At 70.2% G+C, this 20,329-nt stretch carries 20 protein-coding genes; 2 read left to right on the top strand and 18 right to left on the bottom strand.

Features of this window, described 5'->3' with window-relative positions; translation table 11 throughout:
- Window positions 1-10: 10 nt before the first annotated feature.
- The 6 genes from FFS72_RS12945 to FFS72_RS12925 form a co-directional block, all read right to left on the bottom strand.
- Window positions 11-1,714, bottom strand: a complete 1,704-nt coding sequence (locus FFS72_RS12945) for a substrate-binding domain-containing protein (RefSeq protein WP_137874314.1) — start codon at window positions 1,712-1,714, stop codon at window positions 11-13.
- A 164-nt stretch (window positions 1,715-1,878) separates the two neighbouring features.
- Entirely contained in the window at window positions 1,879-4,062 is a 2,184-nt protein-coding gene (locus FFS72_RS12940; protein WP_137874313.1) for a malate synthase G, read from the bottom strand.
- Window positions 4,063-4,388: 326 nt separating this feature from the next.
- Entirely contained in the window at window positions 4,389-4,751 is a 363-nt protein-coding gene (locus FFS72_RS12935; protein WP_137874312.1) for a DUF2834 domain-containing protein, read from the bottom strand.
- A gap of 19 nt (window positions 4,752-4,770) precedes the next feature.
- On the bottom strand, window positions 4,771-4,923 hold the full coding sequence (locus FFS72_RS26450; RefSeq protein WP_171018657.1) for a hypothetical protein: 153 nt from the start codon (window positions 4,921-4,923) through the stop codon (window positions 4,771-4,773).
- A complete protein-coding gene (locus tag FFS72_RS12930) occupies window positions 4,920-6,404 on the bottom strand; it encodes a hypothetical protein (RefSeq protein WP_137874311.1) in 1,485 nt (494 codons plus the stop codon). The genes FFS72_RS26450 and FFS72_RS12930 overlap by 4 nt, the downstream gene beginning before the upstream one ends.
- Window positions 6,405-6,486: 82 nt before the next feature.
- Window positions 6,487-7,131: a PaaI family thioesterase gene (locus FFS72_RS12925; RefSeq protein ID WP_137874310.1), complete on the bottom strand. Its 645-nt coding sequence runs from the start codon at window positions 7,129-7,131 to the stop codon at window positions 6,487-6,489.
- Between the two features lie 43 nt (window positions 7,132-7,174).
- Here FFS72_RS12925 and FFS72_RS12920 point away from each other — a divergent pair, with 43 nt between their 5' ends.
- Both FFS72_RS12920 and FFS72_RS12915 read left to right on the top strand, forming a co-directional pair.
- A complete protein-coding gene (locus FFS72_RS12920) occupies window positions 7,175-7,381 on the top strand; it encodes a hypothetical protein (RefSeq protein ID WP_137874309.1) in 207 nt (68 codons plus the stop codon).
- A 7-nt stretch (window positions 7,382-7,388) separates the two neighbouring features.
- Window positions 7,389-8,177, top strand: coding sequence for a class I SAM-dependent methyltransferase (locus FFS72_RS12915; protein WP_137874308.1), 789 nt, complete (start codon window positions 7,389-7,391; stop codon window positions 8,175-8,177).
- Here the strand turns inward: FFS72_RS12915 and FFS72_RS12910 are convergent, their stop codons facing one another.
- The 12 genes from FFS72_RS12910 to FFS72_RS12855 form a co-directional block, all read right to left on the bottom strand.
- Window positions 8,178-8,807 (bottom strand): PaaI family thioesterase, encoded by a 630-nt coding sequence (locus tag FFS72_RS12910; RefSeq protein ID WP_249353277.1) that lies wholly within the window; start codon window positions 8,805-8,807, stop codon window positions 8,178-8,180.
- 81 nt (window positions 8,808-8,888) lie between these two features.
- Window positions 8,889-9,515 (bottom strand): FMN-binding negative transcriptional regulator, encoded by a 627-nt coding sequence (locus tag FFS72_RS12905; RefSeq protein WP_137874307.1) that lies wholly within the window; start codon window positions 9,513-9,515, stop codon window positions 8,889-8,891.
- 88 nt (window positions 9,516-9,603) lie between these two features.
- Window positions 9,604-10,926 (bottom strand): DUF6297 family protein, encoded by a 1,323-nt coding sequence (locus FFS72_RS12900; RefSeq protein ID WP_137874306.1) that lies wholly within the window; start codon window positions 10,924-10,926, stop codon window positions 9,604-9,606.
- Between the two features lie 44 nt (window positions 10,927-10,970).
- Window positions 10,971-11,624: an ABC transporter ATP-binding protein gene (locus FFS72_RS12895; protein WP_137874305.1), complete on the bottom strand. Its 654-nt coding sequence runs from the start codon at window positions 11,622-11,624 to the stop codon at window positions 10,971-10,973.
- Window positions 11,625-11,680: 56 nt separating this feature from the next.
- Window positions 11,681-12,016, bottom strand: a complete 336-nt coding sequence (locus tag FFS72_RS12890; RefSeq protein WP_137874304.1) for a DUF6412 domain-containing protein — start codon at window positions 12,014-12,016, stop codon at window positions 11,681-11,683.
- A 79-nt stretch (window positions 12,017-12,095) separates the two neighbouring features.
- Complete coding sequence (locus tag FFS72_RS12885) at window positions 12,096-12,986, bottom strand: 3-methyladenine DNA glycosylase (RefSeq protein ID WP_137874303.1); 891 nt, start codon at window positions 12,984-12,986, stop codon at window positions 12,096-12,098.
- Complete coding sequence (locus FFS72_RS12880) at window positions 12,983-14,071, bottom strand: hemolysin family protein (protein WP_137874302.1); 1,089 nt, start codon at window positions 14,069-14,071, stop codon at window positions 12,983-12,985. Before FFS72_RS12880 ends, FFS72_RS12885 begins: the two co-directional genes overlap by 4 nt.
- Window positions 14,064-15,458: a hemolysin family protein gene (locus tag FFS72_RS12875; RefSeq protein ID WP_137874301.1), complete on the bottom strand. Its 1,395-nt coding sequence runs from the start codon at window positions 15,456-15,458 to the stop codon at window positions 14,064-14,066. The genes FFS72_RS12880 and FFS72_RS12875 overlap by 8 nt, the downstream gene beginning before the upstream one ends.
- A 252-nt stretch (window positions 15,459-15,710) precedes the next feature.
- Window positions 15,711-17,150 (bottom strand): GuaB1 family IMP dehydrogenase-related protein, encoded by a 1,440-nt coding sequence (locus tag FFS72_RS12870; protein WP_137874300.1) that lies wholly within the window; start codon window positions 17,148-17,150, stop codon window positions 15,711-15,713.
- A 41-nt stretch (window positions 17,151-17,191) separates the two neighbouring features.
- Window positions 17,192-18,007, bottom strand: coding sequence for a CPBP family intramembrane glutamic endopeptidase (locus FFS72_RS12865; RefSeq protein ID WP_137874299.1), 816 nt, complete (start codon window positions 18,005-18,007; stop codon window positions 17,192-17,194).
- A gap of 28 nt (window positions 18,008-18,035) precedes the next feature.
- A complete protein-coding gene (locus tag FFS72_RS12860) occupies window positions 18,036-18,935 on the bottom strand; it encodes a DMT family transporter (RefSeq protein ID WP_137874298.1) in 900 nt (299 codons plus the stop codon).
- 5 nt (window positions 18,936-18,940) lie between these two features.
- On the bottom strand, window positions 18,941-20,230 hold the full coding sequence (locus FFS72_RS12855; protein WP_137874297.1) for a DEAD/DEAH box helicase: 1,290 nt from the start codon (window positions 20,228-20,230) through the stop codon (window positions 18,941-18,943).
- Between the last annotated feature and the right edge of the window lie 99 nt (window positions 20,231-20,329).

The raw sequence follows: 20,329 nt of genomic DNA, 5'->3' as shown, positions 1-20,329 counted from the left end.
CCGTCGGTCCTCAGCCGAGCGTCGACTGGAGTGCCTGCGCGAAGTCGGGACCCGACGAGCCGGGCACCGTCCGCATCGTGCCACCGGTCTGGTCGGCGAGCTTCTGCAGCGTCGCCGCGTCCGAGTTCTCGCCGACGGCAATGACATCGATCTGCACGGGCCGGCCGGGGTCGGACGCTTCGGACACCGCGCGGAGGAACTGCGCGGAGGTGATGCTGGTGTCGTCGTTGGGTCCGTCGGTGACGAGGAGGACGGAATTGGTCCTGCCGTCGGAGTACTCGGACACGGCCGTGTCGTAGGCGGTGATCACCGACGTGTACGTGGAGGTGGCCGTCCCCGCGCGCACCGAGCCGAGCGCGCCCTCGAGATCGTCGCGGTTCTCGGACAGCGGGCCCGTCGCGACCGCGACGCGGTAGGGACGGTTCCCGTCGAGACCCCGCGAGTACAGCCAGAGTCCGACCTCGGAGTCGTCGGGGGCGGCATCGATCTGCTCGGCCAGGGCGCCGGTGACGTTGGCGAGCTTCGTGGCGCCCCCGTCGGTCTGCGTCATCGACGCCGAGACGTCGAGCAGGACGGTCGTCGATCGCGTCGAGGCGGTGGCGGTGATCGGTGCCAGCATGGCCGACGCCGTCGCCGGGTCCGACGGTACGAGGGTGCCGCCCGGCGCGGTGGTGGTGAACCCGGCGCCGGTGACGATGTCGTACTGCTCCGGTGCCCGCAGGTATTCGGCGAACTGGGCGGCCGCCCGTGAGCGCGTCTCGTCGACCCACGGCGCCGCGACGACGACCGCCGGGTGGTCCGCGACCGGCGCGGCGCCTGCGGGTGCGTAGCCGCTGACGTCGGTCGCGTCGAGAGCGTCGAGTTGCTGCTGGGTGACGGGTACGGCGTGGAACTGGCCGCCCGCGAGGTCGGTCTGCGCGGCGAGCGCGGTGAGGCCGTCCGCCGCGGTCGGGGGCAGGTCCCCGAGTACTCGGGAACCGCGAGCGAGGGTGGTGAGCGCGGACGTCACGGCCGGGGACTGTGCCTGTTCGGCGGTGACGGGTCCGGTGCCTGCCCCGGCGACCGCGGCGGCGACGGAGTCGCCCGTCAGGGCCGAGGATTCCCACGCGGGCGCCAGTGCGAGTTTCAGTCCGCCCCAACCCGGAAGACCCAGCTCGGGCAGTGACTTCGGGTCGCCCTGCAGGCGCGGCAGGTCCTGCCATCCGATCCGGGCGCGTGTCAATCCGTCCCGCAGTGCGTCCGGAACGGCCAGGACGACAGGTGAATACGCGACCGACTTCGAGACCCCGGACACCACCTCGGGGTGGGTCAGCCGGGTGATCGCCATCGAACTCTGCGGAACCCACAGCGCGGGAGCGGAGACCGGTCCGGTCCACTCGGACAGGTCGGGCTGCGACAGCCCCGTCACGACGGCGTCCGACGGGGCGTCGGCGACGGAGACCTGAACGCAGTGGTCCCGGACGACCGGTGCGGTCGCGTTGTAGCGGTCCGCGACGGCGCGGACGGTGGCCGCGACGTCGGGGTCGGCGGCGACGTCGAGAACCACCTCACCCTCGACGCAGGTTTGCGCGGCGGCGACACCCTGATCGGAGATCCGGTCCCGCAGCTGGAACCACCCGACGATCGCGAGGATCACCACCAACACGGATACGGCCGCGATCACCGGGCCCCGGCTGACGCCACGCAGTCGTTCCTCGTCGCGATGCTGCCCCACGGCTCCTCGTTCCCGGCCGCGAGGCCCCGTTCCGTCATTCCATCCGAACCCGAGCGTTCAGTCTACGGATCGAGACGCACCACGCGACGACGACGCCGTCCGACCGGAGCGGTCGGACGGCGTCGTGTTCCCGGTGGACCGGGATGTGGTGCTGTGCGCCGGAATCAGGCGTTCGCGGCCTTGTACTCGCGGCGGCGGCGGTGCAGGATCGGCTCGGTGTAGCCGCTCGGCTGCTTCGCGCCCTCGAGGATCAGCTCCTTCGCCGCCTGGAAGGCGATGTTGGAGTCGAAGTCGGGTGCCATGTTCCGGTAGGTGGCGTCGCCCGCGTTCTGGCGGTCCACGACCGGGGCCATCCGCTCCAGTGCCTCGGTGACCTCGGCCTCGGTGACGATGCCGTGGCGCAGCCAGTTCGCGAGCAGCTGGCTCGAGATGCGCAGCGTCGCACGGTCTTCCATGAGTGCGACGTCGTGGATGTCGGGCACCTTCGAGCACCCGACGCCCGCGTCGATCCAGCGGACCACGTAGCCGAGGATGGACTGGGCGTTGTTGTCGAGTTCCTCACGCTTCTCGGCGTCCGACCAGTCGGTGGACGGGGCGAGCGGGATGGTGAGGATGTCGTCGACGCTCGCGCGCGGCTTGCCCTTCAGCCCCTCCTGCACCGCGAACACGTCCACCTGGTGGTAGTGCGTCGCGTGCAGGGTCGCGCCCGTCGGGGACGGCACCCACGCGGTGTTGGCGCCGGCCTTCGGGTGGCCGATCTTCTGCTCGAGCATGTCGGCCATCAGGTCCGTCATCGCCCACATGCCCTTGCCGATCTGCGCCTTGCCCTGCAGGCCCGCGGCCAGGCCGGTGTCGACGTTCCAGTCCTCGTACGCGGCGATCCAACGCTGCTTCTTCATCTCGGCCTTGCGGATCATCGCGCCGGCCTCCATGGAGGTGTGGATCTCGTCGCCGGTGCGGTCGAGGAAGCCGGTGTTGATGAACACGACCCGCTCGGACGCCTCCTTGATGCAGGCGGACAGGTTGACCGTCGTGCGGCGCTCCTCGTCCATGATGCCGACCTTGAGGGTGTTCGCGGGCAGCCCGAGGACCTGCTCGACACGACCGAACAGCTCGCCGGTGAACGCGACCTCCTCGGGACCGTGCTGCTTCGGCTTCACGATGTAGATCGAGCCGGTGCGGCTGTTGTCCAGCGGACCGTTCGCATCGCTGCGGGTCAGGCCGTGGGTGGCGCACAGGCTGGTGACGAGCGCGTCGAGGATGCCCTCGGGCACCTCGTTGCCGTCGGCGTCGAGGATCGCCGGGTTGGTCATCAGGTGGCCGACGTTGCGGACGAACAGCAGCGAGCGACCGTGCAGCGTGAGGTCGGAGCCGTCGGGCGCCGTGTAGGTGCGGTCGCCGTTGAGGCGGCGGGTGAAGGACTTGCCGCCCTTGCTGATCTCCTCGGCGAGGTCGCCGCGGTTCAGTCCGAGCCAGTTGCGGTAGCCGACGACCTTGTCGTCGGCGTCGACGGCCGCGACGGAGTCCTCGAAGTCCATGATCGTGGTGATCGCGGACTCGAGCACGACGTCCTTGACGCCCGCGGCGTCGGTGGAGCCGATCGGGGAGGTGGCGTCGATCTGGATCTCGGCGTGCAGGCCGTTGTTGCGCAGCAGCACCGACGTCGGTGCGTCCTTCTCGCCGAGGAAGCCGACGAACTTCTCCGGCTGCGCCAGCTCGGTGACGACCTCGCCGCCGAGTTCGACCTTCAGCGTGGAGCCGTCGACGAAGTAGCGGGTCGCCTCGGCGTGGGAGCCCTTCGCGAGCGGCGCCGCGGTGTCGAGGAAGTTGCGGGCCCAGGCGATGACCTTGTCGCCGCGCACCTTGTTGTAGCCGGTGCCCTTCTCGGCGCCGCCGTCCTCGGAGATCGCGTCGGTGCCGTACAGGGCGTCGTACAGCGAACCCCAGCGAGCGTTGGACGCGTTGAGCGCGAACCGGGCGTTGAGCACCGGCACCACGAGCTGCGGGCCCGCGGTGGTGGCGATCTCGGCGTCGACGTTCGCGGTCGTGATCTCGAACGGCTCCGGCGTGGGCAGCAGGTAGCCGATCTCCTGCAGGAACGCCTTGTACGCGGCGGCATCGTGCGGCTGACCGGCACGCTCACGGTGCCAACCGTCGACCTGCGCCTGCAGGTCGTCGCGCTTCGCCAGCAGCGCCTTGTTCTTGGGGGCGAGATCCTCGATCACCTTGACGGCGCCGGACCAGAACGCGTCGGCGTCGACGCCGGTGCCGGGCAGTGCCTCGGCATTGACGAAGTCGTAGAGAACCTTGGCGACCTGAAGTCCACCGACCTGCACGCGTTCAGTCATTGAACAGCCTCACTTTTCCGCTACCAGAAGCGTCCGCAATCGGGACGCAGTACGGGACACAACAATGTTACCCGGCGGTAGCTTCCCGGAGTTCAGTTGGTCCGGTGGCGGCGAGCCGGGCGACATCGAAAGAACAAGCTCGAGAGCGCGCGGCGCGTGAGGTGGGCGCGCCTGCTGGCCGGGGACGGGCGGTTCGGGTCACTCGGCAGGTCTCGACGACGACCAGCGGTGTGGCCGGTCGTTACCAATGATACGGGAGGGGAGCCTCGCGTCTCGACAGGCTTCCGAGCCGCGCCGCGGGTGTGGAGGAGATGGCGGTCGAGCCGTCAGGCGGCGTCAGGTGTGATCGCTGTGCGTTCCGTCTGCGTCAACCGCACTTCGCGGGCGATCAGGAACAGCGGAAACGTCACGCTGATCGCGATGACGAACGCGAGCGCCACGTACAGCCAGACGAACCGGATGCCGAGCCGGCGAGCCTCGACGACCATGAACACGATCACCGCCGCGGTGAGCAGGACGAGGTCGTTCGTGAACGAACTGCTGACGTGGTTGGCGAAGCCCTCGGTGAAGAACCCGCCGAGTGTGCCGCCGTCGGCGAGGTACGCGATGTTGTGCCACCACGTGGCGACCAGTGCCACCGCCGCGATCACGGCGTACGCGACGCACAGGGACTTGCGTGCAGTGGTCATGCGGGAAATGTAATCGCTGTCATACATGGGTGCCCTGCACTCCGTACTCGTGACCGTGCCAGGTGGTGATTCCGGACAGGCGGGCGTGCTCGCCGGTGTGGGCGAGCAGGTGGAACTGCTGGGGTTCGGTGTCGGCGAAGTCGACGGACATCGTCAGCCGGTGCGCCGTCACCGATCCCGTGACCGGCAGGGGCCGACCACCCGCGGGTGTGTAGCGGGCACGCAGCGGATCCACCGAGTCGATCTCCAGGAGCCCCGAAACCCGTCGTGGTTCAGCGCCCACGTGCCGACCCAGTCGCGCGCCTCGAAACCGGCGCGCGCCGTTCGGTCGACGGACGGGCGGTCGAGCGGGTTGCGACTGAGGGTGACGCCGAACGGCACGCCGTCCCGGGTGGTGTGCCCGGCGGCGTTCCTCGGATCCCAGGAGAACAGGTGGGCGTGGAACTCCTGGCCGGACGGGGTTCCGGCCGGGATCCGGTCGGTGGTGTCGGCGATCCAGAAGTGCACCGTCCGCCCGTCGTCCTCGGTGAGGCCGTTGACGTCGTACCGCCATCCGTCGCAGTAGAAGTTCCCGAGCTTCGTCGGTGTCCCCGGGGTGCCGCGATAGTCGGCGGTCCGCCGCACGACCAGTTCGCCGCAGCGACCGTCGATGTCGATGTTCCAGCGGCCGATCCACCAGGCGTCGAGTTGCGGCTCGCAGGTCGGCGCGACCACCGCCGTGAGGTAGTGCCCCGCCAGGATCGGCCAGTCGGGATCGTCGAATCCGACACGGATGAAGGCGTTCTGGCCGCGCGAGTCCTTCACCAGCCATTCGCGCCGCGGCCGGTCGTACCCCACGAGGAGGAAGCAGTGCGCGGGCACGTCCGCGATGACCTCGTGGCCGCTCGCGATCACCGACTGCAGGGTGGCGATGGACGGGTTCATCCCGAGGGACACCACGGCGTTGTCCGCGATGCGGTAGTGCGCCCGGTGGCGGGCGTGGGTGGGAATGTGCCGCTCCGAGAACTCGAACGCGTCGAGATTCTCCTGCGGGGTGTCGTCCGCGTCGGCCAGGTCGCCCGCCGCGGGGACCGCCGGACGCAGCAGCGTCATCTCCGCCCGCGACAGGTACCGCGCCGACTGTTCGTCGGGGATCGCCGCCCGAGACAGCGTCGATGCGAGATCGGACGTTCCGTGGAAACTCCAGTAGGAGCTGTTGTTCTCGTGCCGTTTCGGTGACGTGGTGTAGCCGGGGTACAGCTCGCCCGCCTGCGCCACGTGAATCGCGTACTGCTCCGACAGATGCAGCGCCACCCCGTACCGGCGCAGGTACTCCGCCTCCATCGCCGCGACCACCGCGAACGCGGATCCGGTGCCGCGGAAGTTCTGGAACCGGAACGGTGTCTGCCACCGGGCCAGCGAGACCACCGGCGGAAGTCGATCGGGGCGTACCCGAGGAACCCGCACCAGGCCGTGCCGCGCGTCGCGACGTGCCGCGGCACGGACGACGGTCAGATGCTCGGCGATGTCGGATCGGCGCCGTTGGTCGGGAAGCACCCCGACCGGAAGCACCTCGCCGCACGGCCACGACGCCGACGCGTGTGGACTCGTCGTGTCGGCGGCGACCTCCTCGGCCGGGGCTGCGACGCGCACGTCCATGGCCTGCACGGTCATCGTTCTCGCCTCACTCGGATCGACTTGCTGTCGACTCCAGAATCGGCCGGTTCGCGGCGAGAGTATCGAGTAGCGCACTACCTCACTTCGAGGTGGGTTCTCCGCCGGATTCCCGCGCCCACGTGGGCAGGATGAACACGCCGTCAGCTTCGACTGTGACGCCTGCGGCGTCGGAGATGGTGCCGACGACGAACGTCTTGACGCCCTCGACGCGGTCGATCCGGGCCTCGACGCGCAGGGGGCCGAGCGGCGTTCCGCGCCGGTAGCGGAGTGTGAGGGTGCCGGTGAAGTTCGGCTTGTCGTTGGATGCGGCGGACATGCCGAGGATCTGGTCGAGGACGAGTGCGCACACCCCGCCGTGGACGTGCCCGGGTGGACCCTCGTAGGCGGCGCCGAGGACGAACTCGCTCCACACGAGGCCGCCGGGCTCGTGCGTGACGGACAGCGGTGGCGCGATCGCGTTCCGCAGTCCGATCACGGAGTTGCCCCAGGCCATCGCCTCGCCGTGATGGGTGTATCGGACGCCGAACGCGCCGTCGATCTGGTGCGCGCGCAGGCGGTCGGTCGCCGCCAGGACGCTGGCGTGCACGTCGCGGATGGTGTCCTCGTCGACCTCGGTGCGAATCGTGGCGTCGACGAGGTCGCGGACTGCGTCGGTGAGGGGCCCGTACAGCGCAGTGCGCCGGACGACCTCCGCGGCGTCGATGTCCTCGAGCGTGAACTGCACCCCGACCCCCTGAACACTTCTGGACAACTGTCTGGACTGCTGTGTGAATCTAGGTGGCGGCGCGCGCGCTGTCCAGTCCTCGGCCACTGCCGCGAGCGGCGACTCGGCCACTGCCGCGAGCGGCGACTGGATCGCTGCCGCGAGCGGCGACTGGATCGCTGCCGCGAGCGGCGACTGGATCGCTGCCGCGAGCGGCGACTGGATCGCTGCCGCGAGCGGCTGCTTGACCGGGGCGGCGAGTGGCGGATGATGATGACATGCAGCAGTTCGGTGCGCCGGCGCAGCAGTACGACAGGTTCATGGGGCGGTACGCGTCGTCCCTGGCGCCGGTTTTCGCCGACGCGGTCGGGGTTCGCGCCGGAATGCGCGTCTGCGACGTCGGGTGCGGACCCGGTGCCCTCGCCGCGGAACTTGCCGCCCGCGTCGGCGCGGCGAACGTCGCGGCGATCGACCCGGCACCCCAGTTCGCTGCGGCCTGTCGAGAACGCATTCCCGGCGCCGACGTCCGCGACGGCGCGGCCGAGCAATTGTCCTGGGACAGTGACGAATTCGATGCAACGATGGCGTCGCTCGTGATCGGATTCATGCGCGACCCCGACCGCGGCGTCGGTGAGATGGCGCGGGTGACCCGACCGGGCGGCACCGTCGCCGCCTGCATGTGGGACATCGCGACCGGGGGCATGCGGATGCTCCACCTGTTCTGGACCGCGGTCCGCGAGATCGACCCGACCGTGGTGGGAGAGGCCGCGATGGTGGGCACCGCCGACGGCGACATCGCCGAGAGGCTGCGCCGCGCCGGCCTGGCGGATGTGGTGAGCGGCGCGCTCACCGCCCACGTCGACTACCGCGACTTCGACGACTTCTGGGAACCGTTCACGTTCGCCGTCGGACCGGCGGGCCAGTTCCTGCATTCCCTGCCGGAGAACCTGCGCTCCGCGGTCCGCGAGGTGTGCCGGACCGAACTGCCGACCGGACCGTTCACCCTCGACGCCCGGGCCTGGTACGCCCGCGGGACGGTGGCGGCCCGACCCACGCCGACGGGCTGACTACACCAACGGTCCGGGTGAGATGAAGATTCCCTCCGCCTCGATCGTGACACCCTCCGCGTCGGACAGGGTGCCCCGCACGATGGCTTTGCGTCCGTCCACCTCGACGACCTGCGCCTCGGCGTACAGCGGGCCGAGGGGGGTCCCGCGCCGATAGCGCAGCGTCAGGGTGCCAGTCAGGCGGCGTTCCGTGGCGCTGCCCGTGACACCGAGCAGGTGGTCGAGGACCAGAGCCCCGATGCCGCCGTGCACGTGACCAGGCGGGCCCTCGTACGCGGCGCCGAGGGTGACGTGCGTCCAGTGCCTGCCGGTGTCGTCACGCTCGATGACCAGCGGCGGCGCGACCGCATTGCGCACCCCGACACCCGCATTGCCCCACGAGAAGGTCTCGCCCGAGATCGTGCGGCGCATCCCGAACGCGCCGTCGATCTGGCGGGCGCGCAGCTTCGCGGTCGCCGCCGTGATCTCCGCCTGCACCTCACGGATCACCTCGTCGTCCACCTCGGTGCGGATCGTCGCGTCGACCAGCTCCCGCACCGCGTCGGTGAACGAGCCGTACAGCGTCTTGCGTCGTTCCAGTTCGTCGCGGTCGATGCCCGCGTCGACGATGCGGTCGTGCGTGACCTTCACCTGCACTGCCTCCCATGTGAGCGTCCGGGATCAATTCGCCGTACGAGGCTGAATGTAGCGGCCTGCTGTGCCGTCGTGGGTTCAGTTCTCGCTCGGCGAGATACGCATCCGGTCGGCGAGCGTGCGATCGCCCGGGGACGCGGATCGCTCCAAACCGTCGATCACCGCGCGGCGATTGCGGTCGGGTTGGTTCTGGCTGAGCTTCGCCTTGCCCACCGCCCGCTCGATGACGACCTCGACGCCGACGATGGCGCGGAGCATCGCGTCCACGTCCCGTGCCGCGACCTCGCCGATCCGCCAGGGTTCGTCCCGGTCCTGCTCGTGGGCCGCCGTCAACGCCGTCACGTTCGCCCGCACCCACTCGACGTCGTCGTGCACCACGAGCCGGCCGTGCACGGTGAGCACCTCGTAGTTCCACGTCGGTGCCATCCGCGTGCGGGACGCGTCCTCCGGATACCAGCGCGGGGACACGTACCCGTCGGCACCGGAGAAGATCGCGACGCTCTGCCCGCCGTCACCGCCACGCCAGTGCGGGTTCGCCCGCGACACGTGCCCGACCAGACGGTGCCGCTCCTCGTCGTAGAGCATCGGCAGCGGGGTCGTCAGCAGCCCGGCGGGTGTGGCGGTGACCAGATGCGCGAACCCGCCGCGACGCAGCGCGTCGACGGTCTCGTCCTCGGTCAGGGCGAAGGCGGCGGGGACGTACACGCGCCCAACCCTAGGTCATGTCCGGCGATCCCCATTTCGGCGCTTCCGGAGCCCCACCACCGCCCTGGTGCATCGGATCGGGCTCGCTTCAGGAGAGTGCGGCGAGCAGTGCTGCGGTCAGAATGAGGCAGTCCGGGCCTCGGAGTTTCTGTCGGATCAGATCGATCGGCAGTTGACCGACGCCGATCTCGAGGACAAGGCCGTCGTAGGTGGACGGCGGCCGGGTTCGTAGGCGGTACACCGCACCACACGAACCGGCCACGACAGTCACCAGCGCAGGTACCGACCAGCCCACAAGAGGTGCCGTCACCATCGCCACCGCAGCCGCAGCACATGAGGGGAGGACCGTCAGCGGTAGGCGAAGCGATCGATCGTCGGCGCCGAGCATCCCCACCAGTTCGGGATTGCCCGACAACTCCCGCAGCCCCGTGCTGAACACCATCGCAGCGAGGAACACCGCCGCCATCTGAACCCACGCCGCGACGATCGGCGACACCATGCCGCCGATCGTCCACGCCCCCGCAAGGGTGACTGCAGTGACGACGAATGCCGACCGCCGGTGCACATGTCTGAGCACATCGACGTGGAGCAGAGCGCGTGATCGGTTGCGCGGCAGTGTTCGCGTCGGCCGGTGAGCGATTCGCCGCCACGCACGTTCGTTCGCCACGCCCGTCAGCACGGTCAGATCCATGCCGATGATCGAGACTTCGGCCGCCACGGCGATGTCGGCACCTTCGTCGAGCTCGGTGGCCGTGATCCGGCCACAAGCCCGCATCGCGCCGACCGCCAGCCCCACGGAGACACCCACGACGGCCACGACCGGGGTCCAGGGGAGGGCGGCCCGAACCTCGAACCCGACTGTCGCCGCCACCGCCGCACCGGCGGCCGTCACGGTGAACAGGACCTGAAGTGTCGAGATCGTCCGAGCCGGAAGCACCCGGGCCTGCGTCAGGACCGCTGCGGCGGCCACACTCACGCCGAACGCGGCCCCAACGCCCGCCAAGGGTGTCCACAGCGTCACTGCCCCGGCGTACGCCGCCAGCCGTCCGCCCGCGGCACCGGCGACCGCAGCGACGACGAATGTCGCCATCACCCTCGGACGGAGCAGCGCCGCCCGGTCGACCGGCGTGGCCAGCATCCAGAAGCCGTGCTCCGGACTGGTGGCCAGCGGTCCGACAGCGCGCGCTACTGCAGAACCCGATGCGATGACGGCAGCACCGCACACCCATGCCCAGGTCGGGTTCCCCTCGACCGCACCGGACAGCAGGGCCGAATCCGCCAGTACGGTGGCCGGTCGAGTCGTCAGCCACCAGGCGAGCCCGGCGACGACGTAGGCGCCGAGCACGGCCACGACGATCGTGCCGGTACGTGAACCGCCCGGCGTGTTGGCACGGGCGAACCGGCGCTGCATCGCACGCAGTGTGCGGGCGCTCGGAGCCGGCGAGGTGCAGGCTGTCAGCGCCACGAGTCACCGTCCACCGTCTCGTCGGCGACCGCAGACACCAGCGCCGCGTCGTGCGAGACGATCAGAACTGCTGTCCCGCTCCTCTTCTCGTCGTTGATGCGGGTGCCGAGCCAGGCGCGACCGCCGGTGTCGAGGTGTTGTTCGGGTTCGTCGAGTACCAGCAGTCGCCGGGGCCGAACGAACGCGGACGCCACAGCCAACCGTCGACGTTGTCCGCTCGACAAGGTGACGGGGAGTTGGTCCGCGGCACCGGACAAACCGACGTTGATCAGTGTCCGTGTCGCCAACCCGTACGGGTCGGGCATCCCGTGGGCGGTCGCGACGAGCTGCAGATGCTCGTGCGCCGTCAGGTGGGCGAACGTGGCGACGTCGCCGACAACCGACGCCACGGCCGCCCTGAAAGTGGGTGAGGCCTCGTCGACGACCGAGCCGTCGACTGTGATGGTGCCGACGTCGAGCCGGTCGAGACCGGTCACGCACCGCAGCAAGGTGGACTTTCCGGCGCCGTTCGCGCCGACGATCGCGCAGCACCGACCTTCGGAGACGGCGAAGGTGACGCCGGTGAACACCGTCAGATCACCGAAGCGGCGTTCGGCATCGTGGACGGCCAGGACGTGGTCGTCCGGCCGAGAAGGATTGAGCATGGGGGACTCCCGTGGTTCCTCGAGGAAGTGCAAGGTCGCGAGGAAGCAGGGGCCGATCAGACCGACGTGGTGAAAGCGGCCCCTGCAAGGGGGCCAGGCGCTCGAGGTCGTGGGCGGCCGGGAGTAGCGGGGTGTGAATGGCGGCGGAACGCGCCCCGCAGGCGCTTTTCCTCGCTGGTCGGACCGCGGGTGGTGCGGGCGAGCCCGAACATCAGGTCGTCGGCGCGCCAGACGAGTACGAGCGCAGCGACCGCTGCCAGAGCTATGACCAGGCCGGCCAGCAGTGCGGTGGTGTCGCCGCTGGCCGCGAGTCCCAATGCCTGAAACCAGATGGCGGCCCACAAGAGCAGAAAGACGAGCACGTCCGCGCCGCGTCTGCTGCCGTTGGTCATGTGGCGCAGCCTATCCGAGCCGGAATCGGTGGCGGAGGCCATGCAGGTGGGCGCCCTCCCTGAGAAGTCCGGAGACTCCTCAGTGGCCCAGCAGTTCCCGGCAGCGCGCCAGGAGTTCGGCGCGGAGCGGCGCCGCCCGGTCGGCGAGCGCCTGCTGCGCACGCACGTAGTCGGCGCGGCCCGCCGCGGTCTCGATCGGCACCGGTTCGTAGCCGAGGTCCCGGAGGTCGTACGGGCTGGCCCGCATGTCGAGTTCCCGTGCGTCCATGGCGTGCTCGAAGCAGCGCAGCAGCAGATCGGAGTCGACCAGCGGCACCAACTTGTAGCACCACTTGTAGAGGTCCATGCCTGCATGCAGGCAGCCCGGCTGCTCACGCTCCGACTGCTCGTCGCGGGAGAGCGGAAGATGGTTGCGCCCCACAGCGTCCGGCGTGAAGAACCGGAACGCGTCGTAGTGGGTGCACCGCAGTGTCATCGACTCGACGACCGCGTCCGTCCCCTCCGCGCCGAGCCGCAGTGGCGTCCCCGAATGCCGGACGGCGTCGGCGCCGCCGCGATACACCATCGCCCATTCGTGCAGGCCGAAGCACCCGAGCTGAGCGGGCCGCGACGCCGTCCCAGCCAGTACCCGCTCGGTGAACTCCAGCATCGTCCGTCGGCGTTCCAGGAGCACCGGGTCCGCGCCGACCCCTCCGTCGACCTCCCGGTACCCGGAGTACTCGGCGTACGGCCGGGAGGCCTCGCCTCCGAGCACCAGCGCGAAGCCCGGATGCCAGCGCCGCAACTGGGCGGGCCGGAGGCTGTAGTACGTGAACAGGAAGTCGACGACGGGATGGGAGTCGCCGCGCGCCTGCCTGCCCAGGTGCGGGCCGATCAGCGCGTCGACCCGCGCGTGGTGCGCGTCGCGCCGGACCGTCCAGTCCTCCTCGGACAGGACGGTCCGGCGCGCCGTCTGCTGCGGTGCCGTCACGATGTGTGCTGCCCGGGGACGGCATCGGTGATCCGGTGGGTGCCGTCCCGCACGGTGCCCACGAACTCCTCGACCAGGTCCTCGAGCGCGACGATGCCGAGGCAGTGGCCGTCGGCGTCGACGATCTCCGCGAGGTGACTGCTCGCGCGCCGGAGCACGGCCAGTGCCTCGTCGAGCGGAGTCTGCATCTGCAACCGCGGCCAGGGCCGCACATCGCTGCGCGGCACGACGGTGTCCGGGCCCGCCGACTCGTCGAGCACCTCGTCGAGCACGTCCTTGAGGTGCAGGTACCCGGCGAGCGAGCCGTCGGGCAGTGCGGCCGGGTAGCGGGAGTAGCCGGTTTCCGCCACGGCACGCTCGATGGCGCCGAGCGTCGTGCCCCGGTCCGTCAGCGGCACCGTCCGCACCTTGTCGAGGGGGATGAGCACGTCCGCGACCGTGCGGCCCGTCGTGTGCAGCGCCTGCGTGAGCCTGCGATGCTCCTCCTCGTCGATCAGCCCCTCCGAGCGGGACTCGCCGATCATCTCGGTGAGTTCGATCTCGGAGACGGTGCTGTCGAGTTCGTCCTTCGGTTGCACCCGCAGCATCCGCAGCACCGAGTTCGCGGCCCAGTTGTAGAACGCGATGAGCGGCCTCGCCAGTTTGATGAACGCGAGGTGCGCGGGCACCAGCAGCATCGCCGCCCGCTCCGGCCCTGCGATGGCGATGTTCTTCGGGACCATCTCGCCGAGCAGGATGTGCAGGATCACCACCAGCGACATCGCGACGGCGAACGCGATCGGGTGCAGCAGCTGGTCGGGCAGGCCGACCAAGTCGAGGGGCTTCTCGATCAGGTGCGCGATGGCCGGCTCGCCGACCCGGCCGAGCAGGATCGAGCAGATCGTGATGCCGAGCTGTGCCGCGGCCAGCATCAGCGACAGGTGTTCGCCCGCGTGGATGACCGTGGCGGCCCGCTTCTTGCCCTGGGCGACGAGCGCTTCGAGGCGGTCGCGGCGAGCCGAGATCAACGCGAACTCGGCCGCGACGAAGAACGCGTTGCCACCGAGCAGCAGCACCGTCAGCAGGACGGCGAAGAGGTCATTCATCGTCGGACTCCTCGGTGGTGCGGGTCCGGTGCGCGGCAAGGGCCTCCGCGGGGACCGGGGTCAGCACGACCCGGTCGATGCGGCGCCCGTCCATCGCGGCGACGCGGGCGAGCCAGCCGCCGCTCCCGTCACCGAGATGGGTGTCGGACCCGTCGGGGGCGGGTAGTTCCACCTCGTCGCCGACCTCGGGGATCCGCCCCAGGCGTTCGAGGACGAGTCCACCGATGGTTTCGTACTCGCCTTCCGGTGCGGCGTAGCCGGTGGCGTGCCGGATCTCGTCGATCCGCAACAGACCTGCGCAGATCCAGCTGTCACCCTGGCGCTGCACGTCGATCTCCGTGTCGTCGTGCTCGTCTCGGACGTCACCGACGATCTCCTCGATGAGGTCCTCCATCGTCACCACGCCTGCCGTGCCGCCGTACTCGTCGACAACGAGCGCCACCTGCATGCCGTCCGACCGGACCCGTTCCATCAACGCGTCGCCGTCCAGGCTCGACGGCACCACCGGCACCTTCTTCGCGAGGACCATCAGCGTGGTCGTCGCACGGGCGGATGCGGGCACTGTGAACGCCTGCTTGACGTGCACCACGCCCACCGTGTCGTCGAGGTCGCCATCGACCACGGGGAAGCGGGAGAACCCGGTCCGGGACGCGACGTCGAGCAGGTCGGCGACGGTGTCGTGCAGTTCGAGGGTCTCGATCTTGACCCGCGGCGTCATCAGTTCCTCCGCCGTGCGCTCACCGAAACGCAACGATCGGTCCACGAGCAGCGCGGTGCCGGGGTCGAGGGTGCCACTACGGGCGCTGTTGCGTACCAGCGACCCCAATTCCTGCGGCGACCGCGCCGACCGCAATTCCTCGGCGGGTTCGACCCCGAGACGCCGAACCACCCAGTTCGCGGCGCCGTTGAGGCCATTGATCGCCCACCGGAACACCGTCGAGAACCAGGCCTGCGGGCCCGCCGTCGCGCGCGCCGTCGCCAGGGGATGCGCGATCGCGAGGTTCTTGGGGACGAGTTCACCGAAGATCATCGACAGCGAGGTCGCCAGGACCAGGGCCAGCACCAACGAGATCCCCGATGCCACCGACGTCGAGACGCCGACGGCCGTCAGGATCGGGGTGATCAGTTTCGCGAGGACCGGCTCGGCGATGTAACCGGTGGCCAGTGTCGTGATGGTGATGCCCAGCTGCGCGCCGGACAGTTGGAAGGACAGGGTGCGGTGCGCCCGCTGTACCTGTCGTGCGCGCCGGTCGCCGTCGCGAGCGTGGGCGTCTACGGTGCTGCGTTCGAGCGCGGTCAGGGAGAATTCCGCGGCCACGAACACGGCGGTGCCCGCGGTCAGGGCGAAAAACCCGAGCAGGCTGACGATGGTCACTGCGATCTGCATCGTCTATCGCCGCCCGGGAGGGGTCGGGGTGGGGCCGCCGGGTTTGTCACCCGGCTCGGTAGAGGAGCCCTCCGTCGTGGAACTGCTGTCGTCGCCGGAGTCGGCGTCATGCGCCGATTCGGGTGCCTCGGGCACCTTGATCCTTTCGTCGTGCCCGGATCGTGCCGGGCGCACACCTAACTGGAGACGGCCATTCTACCGGCCGCGGCGCCGGAAACGGGCAACCGCGACGTGCGCCACAGCCGCGGCGGGTCACCACCCGCCGGGCAGGGGGCGTCCCTCGGCGAAACCGGCCGCGGACTGCACCCCGAGTACCGCCTTGTCGTGCAGTTCCTCGATGCTGCGGGCCCCGGCATAGGTGCAGGTGCTGCGGACACCGGAACAGATGTGGTCGATCAGGTCCTCGACGCCGGGCCGCGTGGGGTCGAGTCGCATCCGGGAACTCGAGATCCCCTCCTCGAACAGGGCCTTGCGGGCGCGATCGAAACCGCTGTCGGCGGCCGTGCGCGCCGCGACGGCCCGCTTGCTCGCCATCCCGAAACTCTCCTTGTAGGCGTTGCCCTCCGTGTCGAACCGCAGGTCGCCCGGCGACTCGTAGGTGCCGGCGAACCACGACCCGATCATCACGTTCGACGCGCCCGCGGCCAGCGCCAGCGCCACGTCACGCGGATGCCGGACTCCGCCGTCGGCCCACACGTGCGCACCGAGTTCCCTTGCCGCGTCGGCACATTCGGCGACCGCGGAGAACTGGGGTCGCCCGACGCCGGTCATCATCCGGGTGGTGCACATCGCGCCGGGGCCGACACCGACCTTGACGATGTTCGCGCCCGCCGCGACCAGATCGCGGGTTCCGGCCGCGGACACCACGTTGCCCGCGACGAGTGGCACCCCGAGATCGAGTCCCGCGACTGCGGACAGCGCGTCGAGCATCCGCTTCTGATGTCCGTGCGCGGTGTCCATCACCAGCACGTCGGCACCCGCATCGACCAGCGCCTTCGCCTTCGCCGACACGTCGCCGTTGATGCCGACGGCGGCCGCGATCCGCAGGCGCCCGCTCTCGTCGAGGGCGGGTGCGTAGATGCCCGCGCGAATCGTGCCGGTCCGGGTCAGGACTCCTTCGAGACGTCCCGCATCGTCGACCATCACCGCGAACGTCTCGTGCCGGGACGCGAGCAGGTCGAACACCTCCCGCGCCGACGCGCTCACCCGGGCGACCGGGAAGTCGGTCGCCGCGATCGCGGCGAGGCGGGTGAACCGGTCCACATCCGCGCAGGCCGATTCGGTGACCACGCCGATCGGGCGCCGGTCGCCGTCGATCACCACGACAGCACCGTGCGCGCGTTTGGGCAGCAACGCCAGCGCATCCGACACCGATGCGTCGGGGCCCAACGTCACGGGGGTGTCGGCGACGAGGTGCCTGCTCTTGACGAAGGTGACGGTATCCGCGACCGCCTCCGGCGGCACGTCCTGGGGGATGACGACGATGCCGCCGCGGCGGGCGACCGTCTCGGCCATCCGCCTACCCGCGACGGCCGTCATGTTCGCCACCACGATCGGGATCGTCGTCCCGGAACCGTCGCGGGTCGCGAGGTCGACGTCGAACCGGGACGCGACGTCCGTGCGATTCGGGACGAGGAACACGTCGTCGTAGGTCAGGTCGTAGGGCGGGGTCTGCCCGTCGAGGAAGCGCACGAAATCGACGCTACCTCTCACCGCGGGTGGTGTCGCGTCGGTCAGGACGGGGTCGCCGTGGCGTCGGCGCGGCCGGCCGGTTCGATGCTCTTGCGCCTCACCAGCAGGATGATCACCAGAATCGGGTAGGCCAGCAACGGCGCGAAGGTGCCCACGTAGGCCTGCTGGTCCAGCAGGATGACGGTGCCGGTGAGCAGCGAGAAGTCGAAGAGGCCGTGCATCACGGAGTTGACCGCGTTGCTGCCCGACACGCGGCGCGTGAGATAGAAGAAGTATCCCGCGATGCTGACGATGGCAGCCTGGGCGATCGCGCCGGATCCGCCGCCGGTGAAGGCGTTCGACAGGTGCACCACGCCGAAGATGAGGCTGGACCACAGGGCGACCTGGCCTTCGCGGAGGCCGTGCTGGCGAAGCACCGTGACGCCGATGCCGCGGAACATGCCTTCCTCGCCCCAGCCGACGAACTGGGTGGCGATGAGGAGGCAGACGATGAACAGCCAGCCCTTCTCCGACAACGCGCTGTAGTTGATGCCGAGGAGGATCGCGCCGAGGAGGATGGCGGGCACGACCCACACCCACCGGTTGACCGGGCGGTCGTCCTTCATCACCGGCCGCCACCACCCGAGCGCGGCGATGACGCCGTAGGTGAAGACGACGGAGAGCCCGAGGGGGATCAGCATGGTGAAGACCACCCCTCGGGTGGTCAGCGTGTCGTCTTCGTCGGCCCAGCCGGCGATCAGTGTCCCGCTGATCTTGATGATCGCGAGGTAGGCGACCACGATCAGGGCGAAAGTCAGGTAGGTGAGGCGGCGGCCGGTCACTGCCGGCGTCGGGACCTCGTGTTTCGCAGTAGTCACTGCGCCAGACTAAACGCCTGGCCGCCCGTTACGGCGACACCGCCGCGCCGGATGTGCCCGAGTCCCCGAGGGCCGCGGCAGGTGTCGACTGCGCCTGGGACCGCGACAGCGCGATCGTCGCCCAGATCATCACGGCGACCGACGCGGCGACGACGACGAGGCCGGCGCCCTGCACCCGGAGTCGCTCGTCGAGCACCGTGAACCCGAGGTAGGACGCGACGAGCGGTTCGCCGATCGTGATGGCGGGCAGCGACGCGGCCAGCGACCCCGCCTGGAACGCACGCTGCTGCAGGTAGAACCCGGCCACCCCGGCCGCGACGAGCGCCCACGGCTCCCACCCGGTCACCACCGCGACGGGGCCGTGCTCCAGATCGTCGATCACCGGTTTCGTCAACGCCACCGCGACCCCGTACAGGCCACCGCACGCCGCCCCGAGCAGCAACGCCCGCGCACCCGCGGGAACTCGGGTCCCGGCGACGACCACCGCCACCACGCACGCCCCGACCACCAGGGCCAACGGCAACGCCCAGTGCCGCAACGTCGCCGTGGCGGCGCCCTCGGTCGGGTTGCCGACCGTCAGGAACACCACCAGCGAGGACGCCAACGCGATCGCCGTCAGCCAGGTCTTCGCGGACATCCGGGTACCCGCGAACCTCGCCGACAGCGGCAACGCGAACAGCAGGGTGCTCACGATCAGCGGCTGCACCACCAGCACCGACCCCAGACCGAGTGCGGTCGCCTGGAACACGTAGCCGCCGACGTCGCCGCCGACCCCGACCCACCAGCGCGGCGACCGGATCAGCTCGCCGATCAGTGCATCACCCTCGTCGACACCGGCCGCCGCGGACTGCTGCGCGACCGATCCGATCGCGAACAGCAGTGCGCCCACGAGTGCACACAGGACGGCCAGCAGCGGCAGGTCGGTCATGGAGTTCAGCGTCCCCTACTCCGCGGCGGCTGTCGCCGCGATCGGCCCGCCTGTTCGCGGCGCGACCCACCGCTGCGTCCTTCGGTCGGCCGGGCCGGCTCGGCGGCGGGGGCGGCCTCCTCGGGTACCGGGACACCCGACGGCCGTGCGGCGCCGGTGAGCGAGACGAGGAGGCGGTCTCCGGGGGCGACGTGCACTCCCTTCGATCCGACACCCGCCTTCGCCGTCATCGCCTCGACCTCGGCGCGCTGGTCCTCCGTCGCCAGGGTCACCACGGTCCCCGCCGCACCGGCGCGCGCGGTGCGACCGGCCCGGTGCAGATAGTCCTTGGGATCCGCGGGCGGATCGACGTGCACCACGAGCGAGACGTCGTCGACGTGGATGCCGCGGGCGGCGACGTCGGTGGCGACCAGGACCGGAACCGCGCCGGACGTGAACGCCGACAACGCGTGCCGGCGGAACGCCTGTGACTTCCCTCCGTGCAGCGTCCCCGCCCGCACCCCCACCTGCGCGAGTCGGGCGACGAGGCGGTCGACGCCGTGCTGGGTACGAACGAACAGCAAAGTCCGGCCGGTCCGCGACGCGATCTGCGCGACCACCGCGTCCTTGTCGGCACGGTCGACGAACAGGACGTGATGATCGGTCGGGTCCACCGGTGCCGCCGCGGCCGCCGTCGCATGCGTCACGGGGTCGGTGAGGTAGCGGTCGACGAGCGCTCGGACGTCCTCGTCGAGGGTTGCCGAGAACAGCAGGCGCTGACCGGAATTCGGGGTGCGGTCGAGGATCGCGGTCACCTGCGGCAGGAACCCGATCTCCGCCATGTGATCGGCCTCGTCGACGGCGGTGACGGCCACGTCGTCGAGCGCGACGGCGCCCTGGTTCAGCAGGTCGATCAGCCGGCCCGGAGTCGCAACGAGTAGATCGACCCCGCGTGCGAGGCGCTCGGCCTGCCCCTTCGTCGGGACACCGCCCGTCGCCGACGCGATCCGCATCCCCACCGCGAGGGCAGATTCGTCGAGTGCCCGCTCGATCTGCGTGGCGAGCTCACGCGTCGGTGCCAGGACGAGTCCGCGCGGCCGCTTCGGCGCGCTGAAGCCACCCTTGAGCCGCACCAGCATCGGCAACCCGAACGCGAGGGTCTTCCCGGACCCGGTCGGACCGCGCCCGAGCACGTCGGCGCCGCCGAGGATGTCGGGGATCACCAGTGACTGGATCGGGAACGGTTCGACGATGTGCTCCCGGCGCAGGGACTGCACCAGCGTCGTGGGCAGGCCGAGGTCGGCGAAGGTGGACATGCGGGTGGACTCCTCGCGATCGGTGCAGGTAGAGGCTACCGCGGGTCGGGTCGCGTCACTGACGCCCAACCGTGTCGGTGGGGTCGTGCATCATCCATT

Source organism: Rhodococcus sp. Q (genome assembly GCF_005503035.1).
Classification (GTDB): Bacteria; Actinomycetota; Actinomycetes; order Mycobacteriales; family Mycobacteriaceae; genus Rhodococcus_G.
The sequence above is the reverse complement of the archived record's forward strand: the minus strand, read 5'-3'. Positions and strand labels throughout refer to the sequence as shown.

Coding starts and splice junctions, on each gene's coding strand:
- FFS72_RS12940 (WP_137874313.1), bottom strand. CDS start 4,062: ATGACTGAACGCGTGCAGGTCGGTGGACTTCAGGTCGCCAAGGTTCTC.
- FFS72_RS12935 (WP_137874312.1), bottom strand. CDS start 4,751: ATGACCACTGCACGCAAGTCCCTGTGCGTCGCGTACGCCGTGATCGCG.
- FFS72_RS12930 (WP_137874311.1), bottom strand. CDS start 6,404: ATGACCGTGCAGGCCATGGACGTGCGCGTCGCAGCCCCGGCCGAGGAG.
- FFS72_RS12915 (WP_137874308.1), top strand. CDS start 7,389: ATGCAGCAGTTCGGTGCGCCGGCGCAGCAGTACGACAGGTTCATGGGG.
- FFS72_RS12900 (WP_137874306.1), bottom strand. CDS start 10,926: ATGCAGCGCCGGTTCGCCCGTGCCAACACGCCGGGCGGTTCACGTACC.
- FFS72_RS12895 (WP_137874305.1), bottom strand. CDS start 11,624: ATGCTCAATCCTTCTCGGCCGGACGACCACGTCCTGGCCGTCCACGAT.
- FFS72_RS12890 (WP_137874304.1), bottom strand. CDS start 12,016: ATGACCAACGGCAGCAGACGCGGCGCGGACGTGCTCGTCTTTCTGCTC.
- FFS72_RS12880 (WP_137874302.1), bottom strand. CDS start 14,071: ATGAATGACCTCTTCGCCGTCCTGCTGACGGTGCTGCTGCTCGGTGGC.
- FFS72_RS12875 (WP_137874301.1), bottom strand. CDS start 15,458: ATGCAGATCGCAGTGACCATCGTCAGCCTGCTCGGGTTTTTCGCCCTG.
- FFS72_RS12860 (WP_137874298.1), bottom strand. CDS start 18,935: ATGACCGACCTGCCGCTGCTGGCCGTCCTGTGTGCACTCGTGGGCGCA.
- FFS72_RS12855 (WP_137874297.1), bottom strand. CDS start 20,230: ATGTCCACCTTCGCCGACCTCGGCCTGCCCACGACGCTGGTGCAGTCC.